This window comes from Gammaproteobacteria bacterium, from assembly GCA_037388465.1.
Classification (GTDB): domain Bacteria; phylum Pseudomonadota; class Gammaproteobacteria; order SpSt-1174; family SpSt-1174; genus JARRKE01.
Genome location: JARRKE010000014.1, coordinates 55,428 through 67,692, shown reverse-complemented (window position 1 = coordinate 67,692; position 12,265 = coordinate 55,428). Strand labels below are relative to the sequence as shown.

Genomic DNA, 12,265 nt, shown 5'->3' with positions numbered 1-12,265 from the left:
CTAAACTCAATAGGTGTGTTCGATATTGAGTGGTGAACCGCAAAGGAGGAGTCAGGCAATGGTCGATGAAGACATTCTCAGTCACGAACTCTCGCTTCCCGAGGGGCACGGCAGGGACGGCGTCGTGCATTGGCACATCTTCCGGGACAGAGATCAGGCCGAGCAGTTTCTCCCGTGCATCAAGCTTACCGACAGCCAGCAGCTGGTCGGCGGCTATACGCGTGACAGCCTGGGCAAGATCTGGTGGTTGGGTGTCCAGGTCAGCAATGTGGATCAATGGGGCAACCGCACCGCGGTGAACAAGCACGGCGCGAGTCCGTAGTCGGCGCGACCCGTCAGTCCCCGTGGCGGCGTTTGGCCAGGGCGGCGCGTATCGGTTCGGGATCGATACCGCGCATCAGCTTGCCGATGTACTGGCGTTGACGGCGCAGCGCGCCGCGGGCGCGGATCTGGCGCCCCTCGGCGAGCGCCTGGCGCAGTTCGTCGGGGAGGGGTAGGGCTGCCAGCGTCTCTTCATTGAGGGTGAGCAGGCGCTCACCCAGTTCCTGCAGCGCATGGGCCTCGCGCTTGAGCTGGGATTTGCTTTTTCTTTCGTAACTCGATTCATCCTGCATGGCGCGAGTTTACACCGTGCAGGCGGATTTTTTTGCTTTTCAGACGGAGTGAAACATGAGTGAACTGCAGCGTGCCGAAATCCAGTTCGAACGGCTGGAGCAGTCGGTCCAGGATGCATTGGATGCCGCCCGCGCCGCCGGCGCCACGGGTGCCGAAGCCAGCGCCAGCGCCGGGCAGGGCCTGTCGGTGAACGTCCGTCTGGGCGAGGTGGAGACGCTCGAGTACCACAAGGATCAGGGCGTGGCGGTTACCGTCTACATCGGCAAGCAGAAAGGTTCGGCCAGCACCTCCGATCTCAAGCCGGAGGCCATCCGGGAAGCGGCCAAGGCCGCCTGCCGCATCGCCCGCCAGACCGCGGAAGACGATTGCCACGGGCTGGCGGATCCCGCGCGCATGGCCATGAATTACCCCGACCTCGACCTGGACCATCCCTGGCAGCTGACCGGCGAACAGGCCATCGATCTGGCCCGCAGCTGTGAGGAAGCGGCGCGCCGTGCGGATCAGCGCATCGTCAATTCCGAGGGTGCCGGCGTCGACAGCTATCGCGGCACCAGCGTGTACGGCAACACCAACGGATTCATCGGCGGTTATTCGGGAACCCGCCACAGCCTGAGTTGCTCGGTCATCGGCGAGCAGGACGGCGCCATGCAACGCGATTACTGGTACAGCGTGGCCCGCAACGCCGACCTGCTGGAATCGGCCGAGGCCGTGGGTGCGGAGGCCGCCCGCCGGACGGTGGCGCGGCTCGGTGGGCGCCGCCTGGGGACGCGCAAGGCCCCGGTCGTATTCACGGCGGACCTGGCGCGCGGTCTGCTGGGGCATCTGGTTTCGGCGGTGCGTGGTGCGGCGCTGTACCGCAAGGCGAGCTTCCTGCTCGATCACCTGGGCCGTCCGGTCTTCCCCGACGGCATCCGCGTCTACGAGGAGCCGCATCTGCCGGGCGCCTTGGGCAGCGCCCCCTTCGATTCGGAAGGCGTGGCCACGCAGGCCCGCGACCTGGTCCACGACGGCCGGCTCGAAGGCTACGTGCTGGACAGCTATTCCGCCTGCCGCCTGGGCATGCAGACCACCGGCAATGCGGGAGGCGTGCACAACCTCGGCATCGATGCGGGGCAACGGCACGATCTCGCCGGCTTGCTGGGCGAGATGGGTACCGGACTGCTGGTGACCGAGCTCATCGGGCATGGCATCAACATGGTGACGGGCGATTATTCGCGCGGCGCGGCCGGTTTCTGGGTGGAAAACGGCGAGCTTCAGTATGCGGTCGAGGAAATCACCGTCGCCGGCAGTCTCAAGGACATGTTCATGGGGCTGGCGGCGGTGGGCACGGACACGGACCTGCGCGGCAACATTCGCACCGGCTCCTGGCTGCTCAACGAAATGACCATTGCGGGCGAGTGAACTCGCCCGGGGTGCTATCCATCTGACCGAAGCGGCGCGTATGCAAGGTTACGATTTTGTAACGATTTGATTTTCAACAATGGTTTTTGCGATCCAGTGTGTTAATTTTTTTAATCAAAATGTAACAGTCATTGGATGAAACTTAAGCTGGGTGGTCTGCAGGTCGGCTGCTCATCGAGGAGAATCGCAATGAACGTCCAGTCGCATCTCGAAGTCATTCGGCGAGCGAAGTCATCCCATCTGCGCTGGCGCGCCTATGCCCAGGCCCTGGCGGCCGGAGTGCCCGTCCAGGAGGATCAGGCCCCGCTGGCCCACACCCAATGCGCGTTTGGGAAATGGTATTACGGTGAAGGGCAAAGTGCGCTGGGGCATTTGTCGGTATTCCAGGATATCGAGACGCCGCACGAGCTCCTGCACGCCATCTATGCCCAGGTGCACGAGGCCGCCGCGAGCGGCAAGCTCGACAAGGCGCACGAGCGGCTTAGCGATCTCGTCGAAATGTCCAAGACCCTGTTGCAGGCCATCGAACTGCTGGAAGCGGAAGTCCGCGATATGGGATAAGCAGGCCGGCCCGCTGTAATCCGGGCCGATCCGTGCTTGTCAGTCTGCCGCCGTTACCGCGGCGGCTACCCGTTCAACCGAAGATTTCTCCCTGCAGGCCCCACTTGCTGGCCAGGGTCTCGGTGGCGTTGATGATCTCCTCGGCCCGCGCAGGGTGGTTGTAGGTGCCCGAGGCGAGCCAGCGCAGTGCGGTTTCGTGGTCCGGCGCCAGTGACAGGATGGTGATCAGCTCCCCGGCCTCGGCGCCCACGATCTCGCCTCCCAGCAGGCGGCCGCTGTCCATGTCGCTGAGCAGGCGCACGAATCCGTCCGTATCGTCCTGGCCCAGGGCGCGCGGCGAGGTCTCGAAGGCGGCGAAACCGATTGCCGGTTCCAGTTCCTCGTCCTCGGCCATGTCCTCGTCCATGCCCAGGCGCGCCAGTTCGACGGCGCTGTAGACCACGATCGGCACCCACAGACTGTCCTGGCTGCGGGTGTTGCCCTCGATGATGTTGTCCACGGCCACGGTGGCGTCCGAGATGGCGTGATTCGCGGTCATCATCTCGCAGGCGACGTCGCCGATGGCGTAGATGTTGTCGGCATCCGTCTGCAGATGGGTGTTGCGTTGCACGAAACCGTTCGCATCGGTCTTGACGCCTGCGGCCTCCAGGCCCAGCCCTTCGGTGTAGGGGACGCGACCGGTGCCGAGGCAGACCCAGTCGACCTCCACGGTCTCACCCTCGGCGAGATGAATGCGCACGCCGTCGCCGTCGGTATCGACGCGCTCGAAATGCACGCCGTTTTGCAGCTCGATGTCGTGGCGCTTCAGGGCTTCGCGCAAGGTGCCGACGGCCTGCGGGCTGAAGGGGATCTTGCGCAGCATGGGCGAGCGGGCCAGCCAGACAACCTCCTTGCCCAGCATGCTGAAGATAAAGGCGAATTCGGTGGCGATTACGCCGCTGCCGATGACGGCGACCCGTTTACCGGCCGGTGGCGGGCTGTCGAACAGCATGTCGGAGGTGAGCACCTTGCCGTCCACCTCCGCGAAGGGTTCGGGTATGTGGGGGCTGCCGCCGGTGGCGATGATGGTGTGCTTGGCGTGCAGCGTGCGCTCGCTGCCGTCGCTGGCAGTGACGGTCAGGGTCTCGCGATCCTGGAAACGGGCCGCGCCCTCGATGGGGGTGACCTTGAGGCGCTTCATGTAGTCGACGTAGCTGTCCTGTACCGTCTTGACCACCGTTTCCTGGTGTTCCCAGGCCTGCATCATGTCGCCCTGCAGCGTGCCGCTGATGCCGCGTTCGGCGAAGGCACGCTGGCCGGCGATCAGTTGGGCCGTGTGATGCCAGGCCTTTTTGGGCACGCAGCCGCGGTTCAGGCAGCAGCCGCCCCAGTCGTTCTTTTCGATAATGGCGACGGACAGGCCGCGCAAGGCGGCGAGAATGGCGGCCCGGTAACCACCGGGACCGGAGCCGATAATGGCGAGGTCGAAACGGTCGGACATGATTTTCTGTTTACAGCGGTTGGTATGAATCGATGGTCAGTACCAGCGGCGATTCGTCCTTGTGCTGCTGGCGTATGCGCACCGGCAGATAGCCGTATTTCGGTGCGTACCAGGCGTCGGTCTTGTAGGACGGCTTGTCCTTGATGCGCCTGACGTGAACGGTCTCGATCTCGCCCAGGCGGGTGTCCAGCTTTTCCCGGCCGACGATCTGGAATGCGTAATGTTTGAGCTTGGTCTTCTCCAGGGCGTCGAATTCGACCTGCTTTTCGCCGCGCGCCACGGCCTGCATGATCTTCAGTTGCAGGGAGAAGCTGTCGTCTGTGTCGGGTTTGATGTCCTGGTAGCTGAACTGTTCGTTGCCCAGCTTGCCCGTGAGCGTGCGGGTGGACCAGTCGAAGCGGGCGGTGCCGGTTTGAGGATGTTTGATGCCCTGGTGAGAATAACGGATGCTCAGCGGGCGCAGGGTGCCGTCCACCATCCCGAGCGTGGTCTCTTCGGTGATGACGTCATCGCGGAATATGGCCACGATGCCCATCGGCTTGGTGACGGTCCTGAACAGATATTCGTTTGCCTTCTGGGGGCGCAGGGACATCCACGACTTGGCGACGGGTACTTCGTCGATGCGCAGGATGTACTTGGCCTCGTAGGGGCGCAGGGGCGCCGGCAGGCTGGCCGCCATGGCCGGTGCCGTGAGCAGGAACAGCACAATCCCCGTGATCAGACGTTTCATGCTGGCACCTCCGTGAGTTCGAGGGGGTGATCAAGCGGTGCGCCGTCCAGTATCACCCGGCCGGCATTCAGTTTCAGCCGCCCGGCGCAAAACCAGGTCGTGGCGGCGGGATAAAGCCGGTGTTCCTGTTCCAGCACGCGGGCGGCCAGCGTCTCGGGGGTGTCGTCGGCGTGCACCGGCACCCGTACCCGCACGACGACCGGGCCGCCGTCCAGGTCGGGCGTTACGAAATGCACGCTGGCACCGTGTTCCCGGACGCCGTCCGCCAGGGCGCGGGCATGGGTGTGCAGCCCGCGATAGTCCGGGAGCAGGGAGGGGTGGATGTTCAGCATGCGCCCTAGGTAGTGGGTGGTGAAGGCGGGGGTGAGGATGCGCATGAAACCGGCGAGGCAGACCAGGTCAGGGGCGTAGCGGTCGATGACCTGCATCAGCGCCTGGTCGAATGCCTCGCGGGTGGCATAGTCGCGATGGTCCAGGCATTCGGCCGGGATGCCGGCCCGGCGGGCGCGTTCCAGTCCGCCGGCGCCGGGGCGGTTGCCGATCACCGCCACGATTTGCCCGGGGATCTCCCCGGCGCCGCAGGCGTCGATCAGGGCCTGCAGATTGGTGCCGGTGCCCGAGATGAGCACCACGATCTTGCAGGAGGAAGGGCTCATGCGCCCTGGTAGCGCACTCCGGGTGTCTGGCCCGGCGTGGCTTCGATGCGGCCGATCGTCCAGGCCTCGATACCTTGCTCTCGGCAATATTCGCTGGCCGTCGCGGCATGTTCTTCGGGCAGCACGACCATCATGCCGATGCCGCAGTTGAAGGTGCGCAGCATTTCCTGTGCTTCCACGTTACCGGCTTGCTGCAGCCAGTCGAACACCGGGGGGCGCACCCAGGCCCGGGGATCGACGACGGCACCGGTGCCCTCCGGCAGCACCCGCGGCAGGTTCTCGGTCAGGCCGCCGCCGGTGATATGGGCCAGGGCGTGGATCGGCAGTTGTTCGAGCAGGTGCAGCAGGGGTTTGACGTAGATGCGGGTCGGCGCCAGCAGGGCCTCGCCCAGGCTGGTGGTGCCGCAGGGCTGGTCGAGGTCGGCGTGGCTGACCTCGACCAGCTTGCGGATCAGCGAATAGCCGTTGGAGTGCGGGCCGCTGGAGGCCAGGCCGAGCAGGACGTCGCCCGCCTGTACGCCCTGTCCGTCGAGGATGCGGTCCTTTTCGACGATGCCCACGGCGAAACCGGCCAGGTCGTAATCCCCTGCTTCGTACATGCCGGGCATTTCGGCGGTCTCGCCGCCGGTCAGGGCGCAGCCCGCCAGTTCGCAGCCGTCGGCGATGCCTTTGACGACCTGGGCGGCCACTTCGACGTCGAGATGGCCTGTCGCGTAATAATCGAGGAAGAACAGGGGCTCGGCGCCGGTGACGACGATGTCGTTGACGCACATGGCGACCAGGTCGATGCCGATGGTGTCGTGGCGGTTCAGCATCATGGCCAGCTTGAGCTTGGTGCCCACGCCGTCGGTGCCGGAGACCAGCACGGGCCGGCGATAGCGGTCGGTCGGGAGTTCGAACAGGGCGCCGAAGCCGCCCAGGCTGCCCAGCACGCCGGGACGGCGGGTGCGCTCGGTATGGGATTTGATGCGTTCGACCAGTTCGGCACCGGCATCGATATCGACACCGGCGTCACGATAACTCAGGGGCGGGCGCTGGGATTCCTGGCTCATCGGGCGGCGGGGCAAGGGAAAAGAAGGCTGTGGATGGTAGCCCCGCGTTCCGGGACTGTAAACCGTGAATACGGGATATGCTATCGTACCCCGCTTGCAAGCCCAAGCTCACGGCCCGTGTTGAACATGATCCAGGACGCCCGCGGTTTTTCCCTTTTCCATCGGCTCGGCCTCGTCTTCGCCGGGCTTTGTTTCGCACTGACGCTGCTGCCCCGTCCCGCGCATGCAGTGCTGGTGAACAACCTCTATAAGGACAGCGTCGCGGTGGCCACCCGCGACCGGGATGAACGCCTCGACGCCTTCAAGCAGGCGCTCGCCCAGGTGCTGGTCAAGATGACCGGGGACGGTCAGGTGTCGGCCCAGCCGAACGTGGCCAATCTGCTCGACACCGCCACGCGTTACGTGCAGCAGTACGTTTATCAGGAAGCGCCCGGCGGGCAGGGCTACAACCTGACCATCACCTTCGACGGCAAGGCGCTGACCCGCGATCTGGTCGACCTGGGCCTGCCGGTCTGGCCGGCGGAACGGCCCGCGACCCTGCTGTGGCTGGGGGTCGAAAACCAGGGGCAGCGGTCCATAGTGAGCGGTTCCAGCAGTTCGACGGCGGCCCAGGCCGCGCAACAGGCGGCCCAGGCGCGCGGTGTGCCGATTCTGCTGCCGCTGATGGATCTGCAGGACAAGGCGCAGGTTTCCTATTCGGATATCGCCGGCGGTTTCTACGACGACGTGCTGAAGGCCTCGCAGCGCTACAAGGCGGACGACGTGCTGGTCGCGCGGGTGCAAAACCAGGCCGGCGGCTGGGTCGGCCGCTGGCATCTGTCCATCAACGGCCGGACCGACGACTGGCAGGACAGCGGAGCGACTCTGCAGGCCGTGGTGCAGGACGGCATCAACCAGTTGTCCGACCGCCTGGCGGCGCGCATGGCCTCGTCCGGGACGACGGACCAGGCCTCTGCCCTGGAGGTTTCCGTCAAGGGTATCGACACCCTGAGCCAATACGTGAAGGTACGCGATTACCTCAAGCAGGTCGGCCTGATTACCCTGGTGCGCGCCGTTATCGTGAAACCCGACGAGGTGGTCTATCTGGTCAGGTCGCGCGGAACCCCCAAGGACCTGGAGCGGGTATTGCTGCTCGGGGACACCCTGCAGAAGGCGCCGACTCCCGCTCCCGAGAGCTTCGCGCCAGCGATGCCGTCGCCCACGCCATCGGCGAATAACGCGCCGGGCACGCAGCCTGCAGCCCCGGCGGCGCAGCAGGCCCCGATGCAGCCGGTCATCCTGCACTTCATGCTGCAATAGTGAGCCCACGCGACATACCGAATCTGATCACCTTCCTGCGTCTGGCTCTCGTTCCCCCTACGGTCGCTTTCCTGTTTCTGGGGGATTTCGGCCGGGCGCTGGTGTTGTTCGCCGTCGCCGGCCTGTCCGACGGCCTGGACGGTTTCCTCGCCCGGCGTTTCGACTGGGGGTCGCGGCTCGGCGCCTTCCTCGACCCGCTGGCGGACAAACTGCTCATGCTGGGCACCTATCTGGCCCTCGGCTGGCGCGAAATGCTGCCGTTGTGGCTGGTGGGGCTGATCGTGCTGCGTGATGTGGTGATCATGGGCGGGGCGGTCGCTTACCATTTCAAGACCCATCGCCTCGAGATGGCGCCGATGCGCATCAGCAAGATCAATACCGCGCTGCAGGTGCTGCTGGTCATCCTGGTGCTGGCCGGGGTGTTCTGGCCGGCGATCGAACCGGTGGTGCAGGGGCTGATCTGGATCGTGGCGCTGACCACCCTGGCCAGCGGCGTGCAGTATGTCCGGGTATGGAGCCGCCGTGCCGCGCAGGAAGAGGAGGGGGCATGATCGACAACAGCCGTCTGATGTTCTGGTTCGTCCTGGCGCTGGTCGGGGCGGTGCTGGTATACCTGCTGGCGCCCATCCTGACGCCGTTCATCGCCGGGGCGCTGCTGGCCTATCTCGGCGATCCGCTGGCCGACCGCCTGGAGGCCCGCAAGCTGTCGCGCACCGCTTCCGTCATCGTGGTCTTCGTGCTGCTGCTGGGCGGCGTGCTGGCGCTGCTGGTGCTGATCGTGCCGGTGTTGGAGTCCCAGCTCCTCGATCTGATCCGCAAGATGCCGGAATGGCTCGGCTGGCTGAACGCACAGCTCAAGCCCTGGCTGGAGTCGCATCTGGGCATCAAGGCGGTGCTGCCGGACCCGACAGAACTTAAATCCATGTTGCAGAGCCACCTGGCCGGGGCGGGCAGCCTGGCCAAGGTGGCGCTGGATACGCTGGGGCGCTCCGGGGCGCTGCTGTTCAGCTGGCTGGCGAACCTGTTTCTGATCCCGGTGGTGACCTTCTACCTGCTGCGCGACTGGGACCGGCTCATGGCTCACTTGCGCGAGTTGCTGCCGCGGCGGGCCGAGCCGATCGTCACCGCCCTGGCACGGGAGTCGGACGAGGTGCTGGCGGCCTTTTTGCGCGGGCAGTTCCTGGTCATGCTCGCCCTGGGGGCGATTTATTCCATCGGCCTGTGGCTGGCAGGCCTGCAGTTCGCCCTGTTGATCGGCATGCTGGCCGGCCTGGTCAGTTTCGTGCCCTACATGGGCTTTATCGTCGGCATCGTGGTGGCCGGGCTCGCCATGTTCCTGCAGACCCAGGAATGGCTGGAGCTGTGGAAGGTGCTGCTGGTGTTCGGCATCGGGCAGGCCCTGGAGGGCACCGTGCTGACCCCGCTGCTGGTGGGAGATCGCATCGGGCTGCATCCGGTGGCGGTGATTTTCGCCGTCCTGGCCGGCGGCCAGTTGTTCGGTTTCTTCGGCGTGCTGCTGGCCCTGCCGGTTGCCGCCGTGATCGCCGTTCTGCTGCGTTACCTGCACCGGACCTATAAGCACAGCGGTTTGTACGGCAGCGCCTCGCCCTCGAAGTCGGAGGAGTGATGGCCGAACAGTTGGCGCTCAACGTCGGCCTGCGCGACAGCGCGGTGTTCGAAACCTATTACGCGGGGCCCAACCGGCCGGTCGTCGGCGCGCTGCAGGCCCTGGGGCTGGGGCGGGGCGAGCTGCAGATCTTTTTATGGGGCGGTGCCGGCGCGGGCAAGAGCCACCTGCTGCAGGCCGTCTGCCATCTGGCGGCCGGCGAGGGGCCGGGTGCGGTATTCCTGCCCCTGCGGACGCTGGGGGTGCATGGACCGGACATCCTGGACGGCATGCTCGGGCGCGGCGTGATCTGCCTGGACGATGTGGATGCGGTGCTGGGCGATCCGCAGTGGGAGCGGGGCCTGTTCAATCTCATCAACGATCTGCGTCTGCACGAGCAGCCGCTGCTGATGAGCGCGGCGCTGAGCCCGGTCCACTTGCGTGCCGGCCTGCCCGATCTGGCGTCACGATTGCAGTGGGGGGCGGTTTTCCAGCTGCATCCCCTGGACGACGAGGCCAAGCTGGAGGCCCTGAGCCAGCGTGCCCAGGCGCGCGGTCTGGCCCTGCCCGTCGAGGCGGGACGCTATCTGCTGCACCGTTATCCGCGTGATCTGGGTACGCTGCTGGGGGTGCTGGACCGGCTGGATGCGGCGAGCCTGGCGGCTCAGCGCCGGTTGACCGTTCCCTTCATCAAGCAGGTGTTGGGCGGGGATCTCTGAACGCTCTTAGTTAGCTTAGTGGGATTGTTTCGCGCATTTATGGGCGTGCGTTTCTAATAGACTTTTATCTCAATGCGCGAGCCGGGTTCTTTGCTCGCCCAAAGAACCCGGCGGAAGAAAGGGCGCCCCACGGCCGCGCTGTACCAACGCGCTGCCTCCTTGGTGCGTCGGCATTCGTGCATTCCTGCACATCACCTTCACACCCCGCGGTCTGACCGGAGGTCTTTCGACAGGCCATCCCTGGCCTGACGAAAGACGCGCGTGATCCGTCACGCGCCCTGACGGCTCCTGGTCAGTCCATTGCGGGGCGTTCCGGGCGCGGCCAACGGGGATTAATCGGTGAAGCGTCAGGTGTGAAGAGCCAAACCAAAAGACGGGGTGTAGAGAGGCCTCATTGGGCGCTGTCGCGCAGGCTGCGGGCCTTGAGCCGGGTGAACAGGACGGCGCCGATGAACAGCAGCAGGCTGGCGATGATCTCCGCAATGCCCCAGGGGCGCGACGCGCTGCCGGCTGCGTTCCATACCCCGATGGTGAAATAGAACAATGCCGCCATGCTGATCCAGGCATGGGTATAGGGTCTGGCGGCGACCAGTCCCGGCAGCCCCGCGACCAGCGGGGTGAGCAGGAGCAGCAGCAGGAAGCTGCGCAGACCGAGGTGGGGCCCCGTGACCGGCAGCAGGATCTGCAGCGCCAGGCTGAGGGTCACGCCCGCGACGCCGGCAAGCGTCATCCAACGGGTCAATGCCAACATCAGGCCAGCATCCTGGCAAAGCCCGCCAGGCGCCGCCCCAGCGCCAGGCAGAGCTGTTTTTCCTCGTCGCTGACCGGTGCCTTGCTGTCCGGGCCAGCGGTATGGCTGGGGCCGTAAGGGGTGCCGCCGCTGCGGGTGGTGAGCAGGGCGTTTTCCGTGAACGGCAGGCCGGTGATCAGCATGCCGTGATGCAGCAGCGGGAGCATCATGGACAGCAGGGTGGTCTCCTGGCCGCCGTGCAGGGTGGAGGTGGAGGTGAACACGGCCGCCGGTTTGCCCGACAGCGCACCCGAGAGCCACAGGCCGCTGGTCTGGTCGAGGAAATACTTCATCGGGGCGGCCATGTTGCCGAAGCGGGTGGGGCTGCCCAGCGCCAGGCCGGCGCAGTCGCGCAGGTCGTCCTGGGTCGCGTAGGGTGCGCCTTCCGGCGGTACCTCGGGATCCACGGCCTCGCAGGTGGTCGAGACGGGCGGCACGGTGCGCAGGCGGGCCTGCATGCCGTCGACTTCCTCCACGCCGCGCGCGATCAGGTTGGCCATGCGGGCCGTCGCGCCGTAGCGGCTGTAATACAGCACCAGGATATCGGCCATGGTCAGAGGATTCCCAGCACGTTTTCGGGGGGACGGCCGATCGCCGCCTTGCCGTGGGCGACCACGATCGGGCGCTGCAGGAGTTTGGGGCGCTGGACCAGGGCGTGAATCAGGGTTTCCCGCGTCAGACCGGGGTCGTCCAGGCTTGCTTCTTTATACTCAGCCTCGTTGGTGCGCATCAGTTCGCGGGGGTCGAGGCCCAGCAGGTCGAGCAGGTGAGCGATCTCTTCAGCGTTCGGCGGCGTCTTGAGATATTCGATGACATGCGGATGGATGCCGCGTTCCTCGAGCAGTTTGAGCGTTTCCCGCGACTTGGAGCAGCGCGGATTGTGGTAGATGACGACTTCGTTTTCGCTCATGATATTCAATACTCTCCTTGACGCTCTGTGTGCCTGGTGCTAGCGTTTTTTCAAATATACGAACGGCCGATGCATTATAAAGACGCGGCGTTGACTCGAACCACCCTAATCATACCTGTGCAACAGAAGTTGCCCGTACGTCAAATAGCACTCCTGTTCCTGCTGACGTTGATCGTGGCGGGATGTGCCGGTGCGCCGGTGCAAGAGATGTCGGATGCGCGTCAGGCGCGCCAGGCCGCCGTGGCCGCAGGGGCGCCGCAACATGCCGCAGCGGTTTTCGAACAGGCCGAAACGGCGCTGCATCATGCCGAAGAGGCATTGCATATCCAGGATTACGACACCGCGCATGAGCAGGCGGCGCGCGCCAAGGACCTGTACATAGAAGCGCGCGTTGCCGCGTTGCGTGCCCGCGGTAGCCCCTGATTCCATTTCTTGACAGGGGTTTT

General features: G+C 65.3%; 16 protein-coding genes. 8 read left to right on the top strand and 8 right to left on the bottom strand.

Features of this window, described 5'->3' with window-relative positions; genetic code table 11:
• Positions 1-58: 58 nt before the first annotated feature.
• Positions 59-322, top strand: a complete 264-nt coding sequence (locus tag P8Y64_04905) for a hypothetical protein (GenBank protein MEJ2059809.1) — start codon at positions 59-61, stop codon at positions 320-322.
• Positions 323-335: 13 nt separating this feature from the next.
• On the opposite strand, the gene yjgA is transcribed toward P8Y64_04905, so the two are convergent.
• A complete protein-coding gene (gene yjgA, locus P8Y64_04900) occupies positions 336-614 on the bottom strand; it encodes a ribosome biogenesis factor YjgA (GenBank protein MEJ2059808.1) in 279 nt (92 codons plus the stop codon).
• A 55-nt stretch (positions 615-669) separates the two neighbouring features.
• Here yjgA and pmbA point away from each other — a divergent pair, with 55 nt between their 5' ends.
• On the top strand, positions 670-2,016 hold the full coding sequence (gene pmbA, locus P8Y64_04895) for a metalloprotease PmbA (GenBank protein ID MEJ2059807.1): 1,347 nt from the start codon (positions 670-672) through the stop codon (positions 2,014-2,016).
• Between the two features lie 135 nt (positions 2,017-2,151).
• Positions 2,152-2,577 carry a CZB domain-containing protein gene (locus tag P8Y64_04890; GenBank protein ID MEJ2059806.1) on the top strand — a complete coding sequence of 142 codons (426 nt, stop codon included), beginning with the start codon at positions 2,152-2,154 and terminating at the stop codon, positions 2,575-2,577.
• Positions 2,578-2,650: 73 nt separating this feature from the next.
• Here the strand turns inward: P8Y64_04890 and P8Y64_04885 are convergent, their stop codons facing one another.
• The 4 genes from P8Y64_04885 to purM are packed head-to-tail and all read right to left on the bottom strand — an operon-like array spanning position 2,651 to position 6,495.
• Positions 2,651-4,057, bottom strand: coding sequence for an NAD(P)/FAD-dependent oxidoreductase (locus tag P8Y64_04885; GenBank protein ID MEJ2059805.1), 1,407 nt, complete (start codon positions 4,055-4,057; stop codon positions 2,651-2,653).
• Positions 4,058-4,067: 10 nt separating this feature from the next.
• Entirely contained in the window at positions 4,068-4,787 is a 720-nt protein-coding gene (locus P8Y64_04880) for a DUF3108 domain-containing protein (protein ID MEJ2059804.1), read from the bottom strand.
• On the bottom strand, positions 4,784-5,443 hold the full coding sequence (gene purN / locus P8Y64_04875) for a phosphoribosylglycinamide formyltransferase (GenBank protein MEJ2059803.1): 660 nt from the start codon (positions 5,441-5,443) through the stop codon (positions 4,784-4,786). Before purN ends, P8Y64_04880 begins: the two co-directional genes overlap by 4 nt.
• The gene (gene purM / locus P8Y64_04870; GenBank protein MEJ2059802.1) at positions 5,440-6,495 is read right to left on the bottom strand and encodes a phosphoribosylformylglycinamidine cyclo-ligase; all 1,056 of its coding nucleotides are present in this window, start codon (positions 6,493-6,495) and stop codon (positions 5,440-5,442) included. Before purM ends, purN begins: the two co-directional genes overlap by 4 nt.
• A 126-nt stretch (positions 6,496-6,621) precedes the next feature.
• On the opposite strand from purM, the gene P8Y64_04865 reads away from it, so the two are divergent.
• Genes P8Y64_04865 through hda form a run of 4 tightly spaced genes read left to right on the top strand, consistent with a single transcriptional unit; the run spans position 6,622 to position 10,119 of the window.
• Entirely contained in the window at positions 6,622-7,794 is a 1,173-nt protein-coding gene (locus P8Y64_04865) for a DUF2066 domain-containing protein (GenBank protein MEJ2059801.1), read from the top strand.
• A complete protein-coding gene (locus tag P8Y64_04860) occupies positions 7,794-8,345 on the top strand; it encodes a CDP-alcohol phosphatidyltransferase family protein (protein ID MEJ2059800.1) in 552 nt (183 codons plus the stop codon). Before P8Y64_04865 ends, P8Y64_04860 begins: the two co-directional genes overlap by 1 nt.
• Positions 8,342-9,421 (top strand): AI-2E family transporter, encoded by a 1,080-nt coding sequence (locus P8Y64_04855; protein ID MEJ2059799.1) that lies wholly within the window; start codon positions 8,342-8,344, stop codon positions 9,419-9,421. Before P8Y64_04860 ends, P8Y64_04855 begins: the two co-directional genes overlap by 4 nt.
• Positions 9,421-10,119: a DnaA regulatory inactivator Hda gene (gene hda, locus P8Y64_04850; protein ID MEJ2059798.1), complete on the top strand. Its 699-nt coding sequence runs from the start codon at positions 9,421-9,423 to the stop codon at positions 10,117-10,119. The genes P8Y64_04855 and hda overlap by 1 nt, the downstream gene beginning before the upstream one ends.
• A gap of 391 nt (positions 10,120-10,510) precedes the next feature.
• Here hda and P8Y64_04845 read toward each other — a convergent pair whose 3' ends face one another.
• The 3 genes from P8Y64_04845 to arsC are packed head-to-tail and all read right to left on the bottom strand — an operon-like array spanning position 10,511 to position 11,819.
• Positions 10,511-10,870 carry a DUF2069 domain-containing protein gene (locus P8Y64_04845; protein ID MEJ2059797.1) on the bottom strand — a complete coding sequence of 120 codons (360 nt, stop codon included), beginning with the start codon at positions 10,868-10,870 and terminating at the stop codon, positions 10,511-10,513.
• On the bottom strand, positions 10,870-11,460 hold the full coding sequence (gene wrbA / locus P8Y64_04840) for an NAD(P)H:quinone oxidoreductase (protein MEJ2059796.1): 591 nt from the start codon (positions 11,458-11,460) through the stop codon (positions 10,870-10,872). Before wrbA ends, P8Y64_04845 begins: the two co-directional genes overlap by 1 nt.
• 2 nt (positions 11,461-11,462) lie before the next feature.
• Entirely contained in the window at positions 11,463-11,819 is a 357-nt protein-coding gene (gene arsC / locus P8Y64_04835; protein ID MEJ2059795.1) for an arsenate reductase (glutaredoxin), read from the bottom strand.
• 129 nt (positions 11,820-11,948) lie between these two features.
• On the opposite strand from arsC, the gene P8Y64_04830 reads away from it, so the two are divergent.
• Positions 11,949-12,242, top strand: a complete 294-nt coding sequence (locus tag P8Y64_04830; protein MEJ2059794.1) for a DUF4398 domain-containing protein — start codon at positions 11,949-11,951, stop codon at positions 12,240-12,242.
• Positions 12,243-12,265 lie beyond the last annotated feature (23 nt).